The 16,454-nt window shown below is 70.4% G+C and carries 13 protein-coding genes and 1 pseudogene; 11 read left to right on the forward strand and 3 right to left on the reverse strand.

Annotation, left to right across the window (positions count from 1 at the left end):
- Positions 1-2: 2 nt before the first annotated feature.
- Positions 3-959: pseudogene (locus tag ABC766_RS23460) on the reverse strand (carbohydrate porin); the annotation flags it as partial.
- Between the two features lie 685 nt (positions 960-1,644).
- Here ABC766_RS23460 and ABC766_RS23465 point away from each other — a divergent pair.
- The 11 genes from ABC766_RS23465 (at position 1,645) to eutC (ending at position 14,094) form a co-directional block, all read left to right on the forward strand.
- A complete protein-coding gene (locus ABC766_RS23465; RefSeq protein ID WP_345819648.1) occupies positions 1,645-3,204 on the forward strand; it encodes an ABC transporter substrate-binding protein in 1,560 nt (519 codons plus the stop codon).
- 55 nt (positions 3,205-3,259) lie between these two features.
- Entirely contained in the window at positions 3,260-4,240 is a 981-nt protein-coding gene (locus ABC766_RS23470) for an ABC transporter permease (RefSeq protein ID WP_043347197.1), read from the forward strand.
- Entirely contained in the window at positions 4,240-5,160 is a 921-nt protein-coding gene (locus tag ABC766_RS23475; protein ID WP_345819649.1) for an ABC transporter permease, read from the forward strand. Before ABC766_RS23470 ends, ABC766_RS23475 begins: the two co-directional genes overlap by 1 nt.
- Positions 5,160-7,010 (forward strand): ABC transporter ATP-binding protein, encoded by a 1,851-nt coding sequence (locus ABC766_RS23480; RefSeq protein ID WP_345819650.1) that lies wholly within the window; start codon positions 5,160-5,162, stop codon positions 7,008-7,010. The genes ABC766_RS23475 and ABC766_RS23480 overlap by 1 nt, the downstream gene beginning before the upstream one ends.
- A 105-nt stretch (positions 7,011-7,115) precedes the next feature.
- Complete coding sequence (locus ABC766_RS23485; protein WP_345819651.1) at positions 7,116-7,874, forward strand: DeoR/GlpR family DNA-binding transcription regulator; 759 nt, start codon at positions 7,116-7,118, stop codon at positions 7,872-7,874.
- A complete protein-coding gene (locus ABC766_RS23490; RefSeq protein ID WP_345819652.1) occupies positions 7,867-9,159 on the forward strand; it encodes a Zn-dependent hydrolase in 1,293 nt (430 codons plus the stop codon). The genes ABC766_RS23485 and ABC766_RS23490 overlap by 8 nt, the downstream gene beginning before the upstream one ends.
- Entirely contained in the window at positions 9,156-10,136 is a 981-nt protein-coding gene (locus ABC766_RS23495) for a phosphotransferase (RefSeq protein ID WP_345819653.1), read from the forward strand. Before ABC766_RS23490 ends, ABC766_RS23495 begins: the two co-directional genes overlap by 4 nt.
- Positions 10,137-10,146: 10 nt before the next feature.
- Positions 10,147-11,082: a phosphotransferase gene (locus ABC766_RS23500; protein ID WP_345819654.1), complete on the forward strand. Its 936-nt coding sequence runs from the start codon at positions 10,147-10,149 to the stop codon at positions 11,080-11,082.
- Positions 11,083-11,084: 2 nt separating this feature from the next.
- Positions 11,085-11,873 (forward strand): histidinol-phosphatase, encoded by a 789-nt coding sequence (gene hisN, locus ABC766_RS23505; protein WP_345819655.1) that lies wholly within the window; start codon positions 11,085-11,087, stop codon positions 11,871-11,873.
- Positions 11,874-11,902: 29 nt separating this feature from the next.
- On the forward strand, positions 11,903-13,306 hold the full coding sequence (locus tag ABC766_RS23510; RefSeq protein WP_345819656.1) for an ethanolamine ammonia-lyase subunit EutB: 1,404 nt from the start codon (positions 11,903-11,905) through the stop codon (positions 13,304-13,306).
- The gene (gene eutC / locus ABC766_RS23515) at positions 13,303-14,094 is read left to right on the forward strand and encodes an ethanolamine ammonia-lyase subunit EutC (protein WP_345819657.1); all 792 of its coding nucleotides are present in this window, start codon (positions 13,303-13,305) and stop codon (positions 14,092-14,094) included. The genes ABC766_RS23510 and eutC overlap by 4 nt, the downstream gene beginning before the upstream one ends.
- Positions 14,095-14,128: 34 nt before the next feature.
- Here the strand turns inward: eutC and ABC766_RS23520 are convergent, their stop codons facing one another.
- Positions 14,129-15,685 carry an amidase gene (locus ABC766_RS23520; RefSeq protein ID WP_345819658.1) on the reverse strand — a complete coding sequence of 519 codons (1,557 nt, stop codon included), beginning with the start codon at positions 15,683-15,685 and terminating at the stop codon, positions 14,129-14,131.
- A gap of 43 nt (positions 15,686-15,728) precedes the next feature.
- Positions 15,729-16,454 (reverse strand): ABC transporter ATP-binding protein, encoded by a 726-nt coding sequence (locus ABC766_RS23525; protein WP_345819659.1) that lies wholly within the window; start codon positions 16,452-16,454, stop codon positions 15,729-15,731.

Below are 16,454 nucleotides of genomic sequence, written 5' to 3' on the forward strand. Positions count from 1 at the left end.
CGCGAAGGGGTCAGTTCCGGTTGTCGCTTGAAAAGGCCTTTGGACGTGCCGAAGACGGTCTTGAAGTTGTCGTCATGATCGGCCGAGTTGTAGAAACCGGTCAACGAAGCGCGTCCGGGATAGGCTTCCTGCGTGTAATCGGTCACGCGGCCGATCTCGAACATGGCGAGAGCGCCCGACAGGCGCTCATAGCCCCAATCGTAGCCCGAGAGCACGTTGGTCCCGGGATTCACGCTGAAGGCGCCGGCCTGGATGTACGTGGTCGGCGATGTCTTGTAGGCGAAATTCGCCCCCCAGACCGAGTAGAGCGGCGAGGTCCAGCCTGCATTGAAATACAGGATGTCCTGGAAGCAGGAGTTGATCGAGTTGCAGGGCGGCAGGGCGTAATAGCGGCCCGGATGGGTGCGGCCGACCTCGATGACGAGGCGGTCGTCCAACAGCTTCTGCTGATAGGTCAGGAGCGACAGGCGGTTGTCGTTCGGATTGTAGGGCGGCTGATACCCGATCGTGGTATCGCCGATGTCGCCGGCCATGTTGAGGTTGCGCACCAGCCCGAAGAGCGTCTCGGTGAAATTGATGCTCCCGCCAGCGATGCCGGCAAGCTTCTGCATGTCCGCCGTCATCGACAGGACGAAATAGGCGGAGTTCGATTGCTGCCCCGTGCGCAGACCCGCGGACGGGTTGGCTTGGTAGAAGTCGTACATGTTGATGTCGAAGGTGAAGCCGGCCGCCGCCATCTCGGTCGCCCAAGGCGCGAGCGGACCGACGCGGATTGGCGACGTCGCTTTTGCTGCGATATCCGGGTTCGTCCGCGCCTGCGTCTGATCGCTCAATGTCTCCACCGGCGTCGCGGTCTGAGCCGCGGCCGGAAGTGCGGTCAGGCCCGATCCTAGCACGAGCAGGCCCAGGACCGCGCCGGTCCCGGATGGTGAGGCGAAGCGCGAAATGTCCCCGATCATCGTGATCTCCGTTCGGGGGTCCGGCCGGCGCATGCCCGTGCGCGGACCGGCCGCGGGGCGGCAGGCCGAGCGGCCGGGAGCCGTCGGAACCCATTCGGTGCCGGTGGTGTGACTGGTTTGGCGTTCTGCGCGCCTTCTCGATGACGGGCCGATCACGGTTCGGTCGTCAGCCGAATCCGGTCTCGCCGAAGGACACCGCTACTCTTGCGGGTCCGAGCTCATCGCTGCCTCAACGTGTCATGAGAGATTCTGCATCGTCAATGGGGCGTGCATGGTTTTTGTGGAGTCTGACCGAGTCGAGATGTTTCGGCCACAGTAGAGCGCGAGTGGGCGGCATCGGCCCGTCATGGTGGAACTGCGGTTTAATCCCGCTACTTTTGCTGAAGACGCCGGAAGACCGTCTACTTTGCGTTGTATCTTCGCGAGTTCGCGTCTCGGATCGGCTCGATACATGAAGTCGAGGGCGATTTTGCGCACCGCATGGGCATCTTCGGTGCCAACGGACCGATAATCGGCAGCGTGTTTACTCTGTGAGCACGGTGCTCACACACCACGCACCGTCGCGTCTACGCGCGGCGACGATCGCGAGTCCGCCGTACTCCGGCAATGCACGACACTGGCACGTGGCTTGCTGTGTGGTTTTTGACCGATGTGTGTCGTCGGTTCGAAGGTGGAGGGCGACGGGATGGATCGCAGGCGGTTCCTTCAGCGGCTCGGTACGATCGCCGCGTGCGCGCAGATCAACCCCGACTTCCTGATCGCCTCGGCCTTCGCTCAGAGCGCGCGGCCTCTGGTCTTCCTGTCGGCGGAGAACATCACCGGGAACTGGGACCCGACGGCCCACACGACGCTCTCGCAGAAGAACATCGAGGGTTTCGTGATGGGATTCCTCACCCGCACACCGATGACGCTCGATGATCCGGGCAAGGTGGTCTACGAACTGGCGACCGACATCAAGCTTCTCGATCCGCACCGCCTGCAGATCACCCTGCGCGACGGGGTCACATTCCACGACGGGAAGCCCTTCAAGGCCGAGGACGTGAAGGCGACCTTCGAGTACGGCGCGCAGCCCGATCGACCGGCGCAATGGTATCCCGGACCGACCGACACGCTCACGATCACGACGCCCGACGACCGTACGGTGATCGTCGACACGACGAAGGGCGGCTACCCGGCGCACCTCTTCGTCTTCCTGGCCTCGTTCCTGCCGATCATGTCGGCGAAGGACGTGGCCGAGGGCCCCGGCGGCGTCCTCGCCAAGCGCCTCAACGGCACAGGCCCGTTCCGCTTCGTCGAGCAGCGCGGCAACACCACGGTGCTCAAGGCCCACGAGGGCTACTTCAAGGGGAAGCCGGCGATCCCCGGCATCGACTTCACCTTCACGGCGGATTCGACCACCCGGATGCTCTCCCTGATGAACGGGCAGGCCTCCATCGTCGAGCGCCTGGAGCCCGAGCAGGTCGAGACCGTCAAGGGCAACCCGAAGATCGCCGTCAGCCGGATCGTCTCGGTCGAGAACAAGTATCTGTGGTTCCGTTGCTCCAAGCCGCCGTTCAACGACGTCCGCCTGCGCCTCGCAGCCTGCCACGCGATCGACCGGAGCGTGATCCTCGATGTCCTCGGCTCCGCGGGCCACGCCTCGTCGAACTTCGTCTCGCCGGTGAAGTTCGGCTATGTCGACCTGAAGAACTATCCCGCCTACGACCCCGACAAGGCGCAGGCGCTGCTGGCGGAGGCCGGCTTCCCGAAAGGGAAGGGCTTGCCGCCGCTGGAATACATCACCTCGGTCGGCTTCTATCCGAAGACCAAGGAATACGGTGAGATCATCACCGCGATGCTGAACGAACAGGGCTTTCCGGTCACCCTCACCGTGCTGGAACCCGCGGCCTGGAACGAGCGCCTCTATCATCGCCCCGGCGGCGGGCCGGGCCACATGATCGATTGCGGCTGGTCGACCGGATCGCCCGAGCCCGACTTGGTGCTGCGCACGCATTTCCACGCGTCGGCGCACCGCATCACGGGTCTGGAGGATCCGGAGGTCGACGCGAGCCTCGACAAGGAGCGGAACGCGCCGACCCTGGAGGCGCGCAAGACGATCCTGCAGACCGAGACCATGCCGCTCCTGGCCGCCAAGGCGCCGGCCCTCTCGCTTTTCACCTCGGCGATGATCCACGCGATGCAGGCCGACCTGAAGGGCCTCTTCATCTATCCCGACGGCTCGATCGACGCCGCACGCACGGCCTGATCTGCACCCCATCCCCGCGCCTCCGGCGGCGCGTCACCCGTAGCCCCATCGCCCGATGTTCGTGCTCAGCTTCCTCGCCCGGCGCCTCGCGCAGGGGGCGATCATCATCACCCTGGTCTCGCTCCTGATCTTCACGCTCCTGCGCGTCGTTCCGGGTGACCCGGTACGCCTGATGGTCGGCGGGATGGCGCCGGATTCCCTCGTGGAGCAGATCGCCAACCGGATGGGCCTGCGCGATCCGATCCTGGTCCAGTTCGGACGCTACGCCGGGCAGGTGGTGCGCGGCGACCTCGGCCACAGCTTCGTGCGGCCCGCCAACGGCGCGGCCACGGGCGGCGCGAATTTCGACGACGCGACCCGGGCCGAGCGCGCGCCCGTTGCCGCCCTCATCGGCGAGGCCCTGCCGATGACGCTGCAGCTCGCTGCCCTGGCCCTGGCCTTCGCCCTGGCCTTCTCGTCGCTCGTCGGCATCGCCGCGGGGCTGAGACCGGGCGGCCTCGCGGACAGGTTCGCGTTCGCGGTCTCGTCGATCTTCATCTCGCTGCCGAACTTCTGGCTCGCGATCGTGCTCGCGCTGCTGTTCTCGGTGAAGCTCGGCTGGCTCCCGGCGGTCGGCTACGGCGGCTTCTCCTACACGATCCTCCCGGCCATCGTGCTGGCGGTGGAACTGTCACCGGTGCTGATCCGCACCCTCTCGGGCGCCGTGGCCGCCCAGATGGGCGAGGCCTATGTCGCGGTCGGCCGCATCCGCGGTCTCACGGAGACGCGGATCGTCGGGGCGCATGTCCTGCGCAACGCCGCCGTACCGCTGCTCAATCTCCTCGGCGTCCAGTTCTCCAGCCTGCTCGGCGGCGTGATCATCGTCGAATACATCCTCGACTATCCCGGACTCGGCCTGCTCACCATCAACGCCGTGCTCCAGCGCGACTTCCCGCTGATCCAGGGCATCGCCATCGTCACCAGCGCGATCTTCGTCGTGATCAACATCCTCGTCGATCTGGCCGCCACGATCATCGATCCGAGGCTCGCCTACTGATGGGCGTCGAGTCGAGCCTCACCCTCGGGTCCGTCCCGGTCGATACGGGACGCTCCCGCTCGATCGGGCGCCGTATCCTCGGACGGGCGGCCCGGGCGACCGGGTTCCGCATCGGCCTCGGTCTGCTCGGTGTCCTGGTCGTGGCCACCGTCCTCTATCCCGAGCTCAGCGGCCTCGATCCCGGCAAGATGGATGTCCGCGCCCGCCTGCTGCCGCCGCTCTTCGCCGGTCCGCACTGGAGCTGGGCGCACCCGCTCGGCACGGACCAGATCGGCCGCGACATGCTCGTCCGCTGCCTGATCGGCCTGCGCTACTCCTTCCTGATCGGCGTCGCCTCGACCGCGCTGACCCTCGTCATCGGCTGTGCGCTCGGGATGGTCGCGGGCTATTTCGGCGGCCGGACCGACGCGGTGCTCATGCGCATCACCGACGCGCAGCTCTCGATCCCCATGATCATCCTGGCGATCGCCGTGCTCGGCGTGTCCCGGCCGACGATCCCCGCCATCATCCTCGTGCTCGGGCTGTCGAACTGGCCCGTCTACGCCCGCGTGATGCGCTCCGTCGCGATGGCCGAGCGCGGTCGCGAATATGTCCGGGCCGCGCAGGTCTCGGGGGCCACCCATGCCCGGATCGTGCTGACGCTGCTGACGCCGCTCCTCGTGCCGCCGATCCTGTTCACGTCGGTGCTCGACATCGCCCGGATGATGATCTTCGAATCGACGCTGGGCTTCCTCGGTCTGGGCGTGCAGCCGCCGACGCCGACCTTCGGGAACATCATCGCGGACGGCCGGAAGTATCTGCTGAACGCGTGGTGGATCGCCACCATGCCGGGCGTGTTCCTCGGCCTGACGCTCATCGGCCTCAACCTGATCGGCGCGGCGTGCGAGCGCGCGCGCAACGCGATCCACGGAGGCGCCTGATGGACACGCCGCCGGTCCTGTCCGTCCGCGACCTGAGCGTCGACCTCGCCGGGCCCGTCGGCGGACGGCGGATCCTCGACGCCATCGCGTTCGACGTCGCGCCGCGGGAGATCGTCGGCGTCGTCGGCGCCACCGGCGCGGGGAAGACGGTCCTGGCGAAGGCCCTGGTCAACGGCCTCGAGCCGCCGCTCACCGCGCGCGGAACGGTGCGCTTCCGCGGGCAGGACATCCTCAATCTCGCCCCGCGCGCGATGCGGCCCCTGCGCCGAGAGATCGCCTATGTCGGCGCCAACCCGATGGGCGCGCTCGACCCCACGCTGCCCGTCGGCCACCAGATCGCCGAGAAGATGCGGGCCGTGAATCCCGCCGTCGCGGCGGCGGAGGCGCGCCGCCGGGTCGTCGCGCTGCTCGACGCGGTCCGGATACCCTCCGCCGCCCGGCGCTTCCACGACTACCCGTCGCAGTTCTCCGGCGGCATGATGCAGCGCGCGCTGCTGGTGGACGCGATGATCTCGGATCCGGCGCTCCTCGTCGCCGACAACGTCACCCAGCCCCTCGACGTGACCGTGGCCGCGCAGGTCATCCGCTTGATGCGCGAGCTCACGGAGCGCTTCCAGACGGCGATCCTGTTCGTCTCCTCGTCGCTCCCGGTTGCCCGGGAGGCCGCGTCGCGCACGCTCGTCATCGATTCCGGCCGCCTCGTCGAGGAGCAGCCGACCGAGGCCCTGATCGCGCGGCCGCGGCACGCCTACACCCGCGACCTGGTCGCCCAGATCCCGACCATCTGGACCCGCTCCCCCGCGTTGCCACGCACCGGCGAGCCTGCGTGCGACCGGTCCGAATCGAGCCCGGTCATCCGCCTGGAGGACGTGTCGCAGACCTACCGGGTGCGGGAGCGGGGGACCTTCGCGGGGACGAGCGCGCTCCGCGCCGTGCGCAACGTGACCTTCGACATCCACAAGGGCGACAGCTTCGCGGTGGTCGGTGAGAGCGGCTGCGGCAAGTCGACGTTGATGCGCCTGCTCAGCCGCCTGGAGCGCCCCAGCGGCGGCCGGATCCTATGCGACGGGCAGGACATCGCGCCGCTCGCGGGACCGGCACTCCTCGGGTTCCGCCGCAAGCTCCAGCTCGTGCTGCAGGACCCGTTCAACTCGCTGCCACCCCGCACCGGCATCGGCGCGATGCTCGAGGCGCCCCTGCGCACCCACGGATGGCGGGATGCCGGCCGCATCCGCGAGCGCGTCCGCGCGGTCATGAACGATGTCGGCCTCAGCCCCGCGCTCTACGACGCGCTGCCCGTGGGCCTGTCCGCGGGCCAGCGCCAGCGCATCAACGTCGCCCGCGCGATGGTGCTCGAGCCCGAGATACTTCTGATGGACGAGACGCTCTCGTCGCTCGACCAGACCGAGCAGTTCCGGCTGCTCGCCCTGTTCGAGAAGCTCCAGCGGGCACACGGCCTCACCTACATCTTCATCAGCCACGACCTCGCGATGGTGCGCAAAGCCTGCAACCGCATCGCCGTCATGTACCTGGGGGAGGTCGTGGAACTCGCCGACAACGAGCGCTTGTTCTTCGATCCGGGCCACCCCTACACGAAGGCCCTGCTGTCGGCGATGCCGACCCTGGAGGAGCGCCGCTACCGCCCCGAGGAGTGCCTCCTCGACGGCGAGCCGCCGAGCCCGATCGACCTTCCGGCCGGCTGCGCCTTCCGCTCGCGCTGTCCCCGCGCCTTCGCGCCCTGCGCGGCCGAGGGACCGCACCTCGTGACGCGCGGCGCGGGCGCGCTCGCCGCCTGCCACCGCGTCACGGCTCCCGGCGCGCGGCCGGTCCACGCCGACGCTGCAGGTTAACAGATGACGCAGTCCGATGAATTGCGGCCCGTCGAGGACCATGCCAACCCGTTCCTAGGTTGCGTCCCGTCACGAGGGATTACAACCCTGGGGAGACGGACGCCGATGAGTATAACCGAGCCGCGCCTGCAACTGATCCTGACGGAGTTGCAGCGCGACGGTCGCGTATCGGTCAACGAGTTGGCGAGCCGCCTCGGAATCAGCACCGAGACGGTCCGGCGCGACCTGCGGGACCTTGAGATGCGCGGGCATGCCCGCCGGGTCTACGGCGGCGCCGTCATCGACCAGAAGAAGGACGATCAGCCCTTCGACGAGCGGGCGCGCGTCGGCATGCGCGAGAAGGCGCGCATCGCGACAGCCGCCCTGGCGCTGGTGGAGGACGGCATGACCGTCTTCATCGATACCGGCACCACGACCCTGGCCTTCGCCCGGCAGTTGGTCGGCCGGCGGATCACCATCCATACCAATTCCATCGGCATCGCCACCCTGTTCGCCGACGATCCGCAATCGCAGGTGACCGTGCTCGGCGGCGAGATGAAGCCGCATTACCGCGGGCTGTTCGGCCACCGCACCGTCGCGGCCGTGCGCGAGCACGTCTACGACCTCGCCGTCATGGGTATCGTGACCGTGCATCGCGAGCACGGCTTCATGGATCTCGGCCAGGAGGAGGCGGTCCTGCGCCGCGCCGCCGTCGAGCAGACCCGGCGCTCGGTGATCCTGGCCGACAGCTCGAAATTCGGGCGGCTCGGCACGATCCGGACCCTCGGTCTCGGCGACGTCGACACGCTCGTCACCAACGCGCCCCTGGCGGGCGACTTCGCCGACGCCTTCCGACACCTAAACGTGGATGTGCTCCATGCCTGAGACACCGTCGCCGTCCTCCGTGCGGATCGATGCCGCACGCCTCCACGGGATGATGGACGCCGTATCGCGCTTCGGTGGCGGCGGCGACGGGTCGATGACGCGCCTCGCGCTCTCGGCCCAGGACGGCGCCGCCCGCGACTGGCTCGGCGGCTGGTTCCGGGAGAACGGGTTCACGCCGCAGGTCGACCGGATCGGCAACCAGTTCGGCCGCGTCGACCTCGCCGGGGGCAACGCGCCGACGATCATGGTCGGCTCCCACTTCGACAGCCAGCCCAATGGCGGCCGCTTCGACGGTGCTCTCGGCGTCGTCGCGGCCTGCGAGGCGATCCGTGCCGTGCGTGCGTCCCTCGCGGAGCGCGGGCTGAGGTCGGCCTGCAACTTCGTCGTCGCCAACTGGACCAACGAGGAGGGCGCCCGCTTCCAGCCGAGCCTCCTCGGCAGCAGCGTGTTCGCCGGCCAGGCCGAGCAGGCCTGGGCCCTGGAGCGGCGCGACGGCGCCGGGATCGCGGTCGACGAGGCCCTGGCGGCGATCGGCTATGCCGGGACCGACACGGTCCCGGTGCCGGACGCCTTCATCGAGCTCCACATCGAGGGCGGCCCCGTGCTGGAGCGCGAGGGGAAGCGGTTCGGCGCCTTCACCCGCTACTGGGGGGCCACCAAGTACCGCCTCGCCTTCCTCGGCCGGCAGGCCCATACCGGCCCGACCCCGATGGCCGAGCGCCGGGACGCCCTGCTGGCGGCCGCCTACCTGATCGCCGACCTGAAGGACATGGTGGCCGATTACGGGCTCGACCTGCACACCTCGGTCGGGCGGCTGGAGGTCTTCCCGAACTCGCCCAACACCGTCCCGAGCGAGGCGGTTCTGTTCATCGAGTTGCGCTCCGGCGCGCCGGCGATCCTGGAGGAGGCCGAGGCCCGGCTCAGGACGTTCATCGCCGCGGCGGCGGCGCGGGCCGGCGTCGGCTCCGAGGTCCGCGCCGTCGATCTGCGGCCCGCGGGCGCCATGCATCCCGGCCTCGTCCGGCTCGCGGAGCGGGCCGGCGCCCGCAACGGTGCGCCGCCCCGGCCCCTCGACACGATCGGCGGCCACGACGCGATCAGCCTGGCGGCGGTCTGCCCGGCGATCGTGCTGGCGGTGCCCTGCCGGGACGGGGTGATGCACCATCCGACCGAGTTCGCCACCCCGGAGGATCAGGCCTTCGGCACCCAGGTCCTGGCCGACATGCTGTTGCTGCTGGCCACGGAGGGTCTCGCGGCCCTCGGCACCGGGGGAGAGGTCCGGTGAAGGCGCCGGGCGCGCCCGACGGCGCTCACGAGCGGCTGGCCGAGGAGGCCCTCGCGGCGATCCCCCTCCTGGCGAACCGGCCGGTCCGCTACGGCGTGGCGTGCCCGGGCGCGGCGTCGCCGTCGTACCACGGCGTCGAGTCGGCCACCTTCCTGGTGGCGCCGGCGCCGGATGCGGACCCGAACTACTTCCTCAAGGTCACCGAGCCGGCCGCCGCCGCTCTCATCGACCCCGCCGCCGCGTTCGAGGCCGCGACGCGGATCGCCGCGCTGGGGCTCGGCCCCGAGCCGCTGCATCTGGCGCAGGCACAGGGGGCGATCCTGTTCCGCCGCCTCGGCCCCGAATGGCGCCCGGCCTCCCTCGACCGCCTGCGCCAGCCCGATGCCATGACGGCGGTGATCGGGGCCTTCGACCGCATCGGCGCCGGCGCGCCGTTCGGCCGCCGGTGGAGCGTCTTCGACGGCATCCGGACCCTGCGCGCGGCCCTCGGCGCCGAGGGCGAGACCCTGCCGGCGGACCTGCCGCTGGATGCGTGGTTCCTCTTCGACTGGGGCGACGCCATCGAGGCGGCGCTCGCCGCCGCCGGGACCGAGTGCCGTCCGGCTCACGCCGACCCGCACGCCTCCAACCTGCTGTTCGCGCCGGACGGCGCGCTGCGCCTCGTCGACTTCGACATGGCCTGCGATACCGACCCGCATTATCAGCTCGGCGCCTTCCTCAACGAGGCCTGTCCGTTCGAGAGCGAGATGCGACTTGGCATCGAAATCGCTGAGGGGACCTGTCGGGCGGACGTGTTCAGCCGCTGCCGCGCCTACGCCGCCGCCGATGATCTGTACTGGGGTCTGCGGGCGCTCGCGATGGACCGTGTCTCGCCCCGGCGCAGCCTGGAGTTCCGGAAATATGCGAGCTGGCGACTTCTGCGCTGCCGCACGCGGGTCAGCCGCCCGGATTTCGAGGAAACCCTGAGGACGCTGTGAGGAGCGCGGCATGATCCCTTTCGGAGGCGGACGCACCGAGGCCGAGCGAGCCTTCGAGGCGACCCTTCACCGGGTTGCCCCGTGGCAGGGGCGGCCGATGCGCTATCGGCCGGTCCTGGGCGGCATCAGCAACACGAACTGGCGCGTCGAGGTCGTGGGCGAGGCGCACCCCTATTTCGTGAAGATGCCCGGGCGGGGCACCGAGATGTTCATCGATCGGGCCGCCGCCCGCGCCGCGAGCCGGCAGGCGGAGGCGATCGGCCTCGGCCCGCGCACCTTCGACTATCTCGACGCGGAAGACGTGGAGATCGCCGAGTTCGTGGAGGGCCGCCGGCCCTCGACCAACCGCGACTTCGCCGACGCGGCCGTGCGCAGCGAGGCGATTGCCCTCTATCGCCGCTTCCACGACGCGCCTCTGCTGCCGCTCACCAAGACGGTGTTCGACATGATCGACGAGCACGACCGTCAGGCCGTCGACCTCGGCGCGCTGCTGCCGCCCGATCAGGCTTGGCTCACCCGCCAGACGCGCCTCGCACGGGCTGCCCTGGAGGCCTCCGGCATCGACCTCGTACCCTGCTTCAACGATCCGATGCCCGGCAACTTCCTGATCGGCGAGGACGGTTCGATCCTGCTGATCGACTTCGAATATGCCTCCAACAACGATCGCCTCTACGATCTCGCGATCTGGAGCGGAGAAATGTTCTTCTCCGAGGACGTCGATCGCACGGTGATCGAGATGTATTTCGGTCGGTACAGCGACCAGCTCTTCGCTCGGCTGATGGTGCACAAAGCTCTGGCCGACGTGAAATGGTCGACCTGGGCGATGGTGCAGAACCGCATCTCGGACCTCGACTTCGATTTCTACAAGTACGGCATCTGGAAACACATGCGCGCCCGCTCGATCATGAACGACACGCGGTGGCCGGCTTTCCTGAAGGCTCTCTAACCATGCCGGAAGCGCTTCCCTCCGCAGGCGAGATCCTGGCTTTCGCGACTGGGCTCGCCGACGCGGCCCGACCGGTGGCGATGCGCCACTTCCGCACGGAACTCGACATTGTCGCAAAGGCGGATGCGAGCCCCGTGACCCTGGCGGACCGGGCGATCGAGGCGCTCCTGCGCGAGCGCATCGCGGCGCGCTTCCCGGAGCACGGCATCGTCGGCGAGGAGATGGGTGTGACGCCGGGCCAGGGCCCGGTCTGGGTCATCGACCCGATCGACGGCACCAAGAGCTTCGTGACCGGACTGCCGCTGTTCGGAACCCTGATCGCCCTCCTCGACGGCGGCCGGCCGATGGTCGGCGTCATCGACATGCCGGCCCTCGGCGAGCGCTGGGCGGGCATGCCGGGCGCGGCCACGTTCAACGGGGCGCCGACCCGGGCCAGCACCTGCCGGTCCCTCGCCGCGGCGCGGTTCTTCACGACCACGCCCGACGGCTTTTCCGGTTCGGACGCGGCGCGCTACCGGCGCCTCGTCGACCGCGTCGGCATCCGGCGGTTCTGCGGCGACTGCTACGCCTACGGTCTGCTGGCCTCCGGCCATTGCGATCTGGTCGCGGAGACCGGTCTCCAGCCCTACGATTACCTCGCCCTCGTCCCGGTGATCGAGGCGGCCGGCGGCGTGATTACCGACTGGGCGGGCTCCGCGCTGACCCTCGACTCGGACGGGCGGGTGCTCGCCGCCGCCACGCCCGACCTGCACGAGGCCGCCCTCGACATCCTGCAGGATCGGGGTCCCTGACGTCCAACAGCGCGCCGGGAGCGCCCGCCATGGCCTACGCGACGACGATCGAAGGCACACGCTTCACCTTCCCCGACCTGCGCCGCCTCCTCGCCAAGGCGACGCCGGAGCGCTCGGGCGACCAGCTCGCCGGCCTCTGCGCCGACGGGCCGGTCGAGCGCCTGGCCGCGCAGATCGCACTGGCGGACCTGCCGCTGAAGACCTTCCTGGCCGAGGAGCTGATCCCCTCGGAAAAGGACGAGGTCTCCGACCTGATCGCCCGCCGGCACGATGCGGCGGCCTTCGCGCCGGTCTCGTCCCTCACGGTCGGCGCCTTCCGCGAGTGGCTGCTCTCCCCCGCCGCCGACGCGCGGGCGCTCGCCGCCCTCTCGCCCGGCCTCACCCCCGAGATGGTCGCGGCGGTCTCGAAGATCTGCCGGCTGCAGGACCTCGTCGCCGTCGCCGCCAAGCGGCCGGTCGTGACGCGCTTCCGCTCCACGATCGGCCTGCCCGGACGCCTCGCCACCCGCAACCAGCCGAACCATCCGACCGATTCGTCCGAGGGCATCCTGATCTCGGCCCTCGACGGTCTGCTGATGGGCTCGGGCGACGCGGTCATCGGCGTGAACCCGGCCACCGATTCCCTGCCGGACTATATCCGCATCGTCGAGCTTCTGGAGACCCTGCGGCTGCGCCTCGACGTGCCGACCCAGCATTGCTGCCTCGGCCACGTCACCGTGGCGATCGAGGCCATGGCGAAAGGCGCGCCCGTCGATCTCGTGTTCCAGTCGGTGGCCGGCTCGCAGAAGGCCAATGCCGGCTTCGGCGTCGACCTCGCCGTCCTGCGCGAGGCCTCGGAGGCGGCGCGGGCGCTGGGCCGCTGCCCGGCGGGCGGCCAGGTCATGTATTTCGAGACCGGGCAGGGCTCGGCCCTTTCGGCCGACGCCCATTGGGGCGTCGACCAGCAGACCATGGAGGCGCGCGCCTACGCGGTGGCGCGCGAGTTCGACCCGCTCCTCGTCAACACGGTCGTGGGCTTCATCGGCCCCGAATACCTCTACAACGGCAAGCAGATCATCCGGGCCGGGCTGGAGGACCATTTCTGCGGCAAGCTGCTCGGCCTGCCGATGGGCGTGGACGTCTGCTACACCAACCACGCCGATGCCGACGGCGAGGACATGGACGCGCTCCTGACCCTGCTCTGCGCGGCCGGCGTCAACTTCGTCATCACCGTGCCGGGGGCGGACGACGTGATGCTGAACTACCAGTCGCTGTCCCACCACGACGCGGTCTTCGCCCGCGAGACCCTGGGCCGTCCGCCGGCCCCGGAATTCGAGGCGTGGCTGCGCGACGTGCGCATCACGGACGCGCAGGGCCGGCTCACCAGCGCCACGGGTGAGTTGCCCCCGGCCCTCGCCGCGGCCACCCGGCTCCTGCCCGGGCGGGCCGCGTGAGCGACCCGGCGAAGCCGGCCAAGCCGGCCCACGCGGGCACCCCGACGCTGCGCGATCTGCGCGGGCTGACCCAGGCCCGCATCGCCCTGGGCGCGCACGGCGCCGGCCTTCCCACCGGCGCGGCGCTCGCCTTCGGCCTCGACCATGCCCGCGCCCGCGAGGCGGTCTGGACGCCCCTCGACGCGGCCGCGATCGGCGCAGCGCTGTGGGCCCAGGGCCTGGAGTCGGTCGAGGTCCGCTCCGCCGTGTCCGACCGGACGGAGTACCTGCGCCGGCCGGACCGGGGCCGCAGCCTCGCTCCGGAATCCGCCACGGTGCTCGACGGGCACGGGCCGGGCTTCGACGTCGCCATCGTGATCGCGGACGGGCTCTCGGCCACGGCGGTCGCGCTGAACGCGGTCCCCGCGGCGGCGGCGCTCGCGGCGCGGGTGCGCCAAGCCGGCTGGAGCCTCGCCCCGGTGGTCGTCGCGAGCCAGGGGCGGGTGGCGATCGGCGATCCCATCGGGGCGCGGCTGGGGGCGCGCTGCGTCGTGGTACTGATCGGGGAGCGGCCGGGCCTGTCGGCCTCGGACAGCCTCGGCTGCTACGTGACGTTCGGCCCGGAGCCGGGGCTGCCCGATTCCCGGCGCAACTGCATCTCGAACATCCGGGAGGGCGGCCTTTCGGTCGAGGCGGCCGCCGGGCAGATGGAGGCGCTGCTGCGGGCGATGCTGGCCCAGGGCACCAGCGGCGTCGCGCTGCGCCGCGAGGATCCCGCCGAGCCGACGCCGGCTCTGCCGGCGGGATAGCGCGCCACCGGGTTCGCGGCGGGGCGCTAGCCCTTCAAGCCCGGAGGTCGGGGGCCGCGCGGTGGCGGGTCGCCTGCTCGTAATCGTAGGCGAGCCCGAGGAGGTCGGCCTCGCTCCAGAGCGGCCCGACGAAGATCAGGCAGAAGGGCGAGCCCGAGGCGTAGCGGCCGGCCGGCACGACCACGCCCGGCAGCCCGGCGATGTTGATCTCGCACACGGTGGTCTCGTGGATCGTCTCCGACCCGTGCAGGGCCGGCACCGCGTCGCGGGTCTGCGGGAAGACCAGGGCGTCGAGACCCTGCTCCGCCATGACCGCGGTGAAGATGTCGAGGTAGCGCTCGCGCGCTGCCAGGAAATCCGAGAGATCCGGCGGGGCGAGGGGATCCGCGCGACAGGCCGCGAAGGCCGGCACCTGATTCATCCAGTCGAGGACGCCGCCCGGGGCCAGGGGATCTTCCGCCTTCGTGGCGGCATCGAATTCGGCGAGGGTCCGGTAGGCGGCCTGCGGACCGAGCCGTTGCAGATAGTGGTGGAGGTCGTAGAGCACGCTCTCGATGCCCCGGGCGTCGTAGTGATCGAGGCCGGCGACGGGCTGGCCGAGGTCCGCGAAGCCGCTGCCCGCGAAGGGATCGGCCACCAGGGTGGCGCCCCGTGCGGCAATCTCGGCCTGGGCCCGGGCGTAGAGCTGGATCGTCTCCGCGGAGAGGGCCCGGTCGCGCCAGCCCGGCCCGTAGAGCCCGAGGCGTTTGCCCCGCAGGGCCGTCTCGGAGAGCTTGGCAGCGTAGCCGCCCTTCGGACGGCGGCCGATCCCGGCCACGGTCTTCGGATCGGCCGCGGTGTAGCCGGCCAAGGCATCGAGGGTCAGCGCCGCGTCGCGCACGCAGCGGGCGATCGGCCCGACCACGTCGCGCGTGCTGCCGGCGAGCGGGACCACCCCGGTATTGGGCACCAGGGCGAAGGTCGGCTTGATGCCGACGAGACCCTGCGCCGAGGCCGGGTTCTGGATCGAGCCGCCGGTCTCCTCGGCGAGCCCCAGCACCGCGAGGCTGGCGGCGACGGCGGTCGCGGTGCCGGCGCTCGATCCGCCGGGCAGGAGGTCGGGCGCCATGGCGTTGAGCGTCGGGCCGGCCCAGCTGTCGTTGGCGTGGCTGCCCGTAGCGCTCAGCACGGGCACGTTGGTCTTGCCGAGGATGACGCAGCCGGCCGCGCGCATCCGTGCCACCACGGGCGCGTCGGTGGCGGGCATCAGGTCGACGCCCCCGGCCTTGGCGCAGAGGAAGTGCCAGCCGGCCGTGGTCGGCAGGCCGGCGACGTCCATCGTGTCCTTGATCACGACCGGCACCCCGGCCAGCGGCCCGAGGGCCTCGCCGGCGGCCCGGCGGCGGTCGATCGCCCGCGCCTCCTCGACGGCGTGCGGGTTGAGGAAGATCACCGCGTTGTAGCGCGGGTTGTAGGTCTCAATCCGGGCCAGGAAGGCTCGGGTCAGGGCCTCGGCCGTCACGCCGCGCGCGAAGGCGGCCTGGGCGTCGGCGACGGTCATCTCGGACAGCATCCCGTCAAGATCGGGCGCGTCGGTCGGGGCGGCATCCATCGGAAACTCCGGGCTTGGGACGGGCAGGCGGGGCGTCGGCGGCTCAGGCCATACCGACGAATTCGTCGATCAGCGATCGGTCGCGTGCGACCTCGGGCGGGACCTCGCGGGTGATGACGCCCTTCTGAAGGATCAGGATGCGCTCCGAGAGGCCGGTGATGCAGGTGAGGTTCTGCTCGACGAGGAGCAGCGCGATCCCGCGCTCGCGCCCGATCCGCAGGAGGATCTCGATGATCTCTTCGATGATCGAGGGCTGGATGCCCTCCGTCGGCTCGTCCAGCAGCAGGATGGTCGGCCCGCCGCACAGGCAGCGGGCGAGCGCCAGCAATTGCTGCTCGCCGCCCGACAGGGCGCCCCCGGGCCGGTCGAGATAGGCCTGCAGCCGGGGGAAGGTGGCGAGGATGTCGGCGATGGTCTCGTCCTCGCCGCGCTTCGACAAGAGGCAGCCCATGCGCAGATTCTCGCGCACGCTGAGCGCCGGAAAGATCTCCCGGCCCTGGGGGACGTAGCCGAGGCCCATCCGGGCCCGGGCTGTCGGGCTGCGCCGGGTGATGTCGGCCCCCTCAAACCGGACCTCCCCGGCGGTGGCCGGCAGGTAGCCCATCAGGGTGCGCAGCAGCGTGGTCTTGCCCATGCCGTTGTGGCCGAGGATGCCGACGAATTCCCCCGGTCGCACCGCGAGGGTGACGCCGCCGAGGATCGGGATGCGGCCGTAGCCGGAATGCAGGCCCTCGACGGAGAGGAGCGGTGGGCTGGCTGAGGCGGTCAT

Origin of the sequence: Methylobacterium fujisawaense (assembly GCF_039619325.1) — a bacterium.
Taxonomy (GTDB): Bacteria; Pseudomonadota; Alphaproteobacteria; order Rhizobiales; family Beijerinckiaceae; genus Methylobacterium; species Methylobacterium fujisawaense.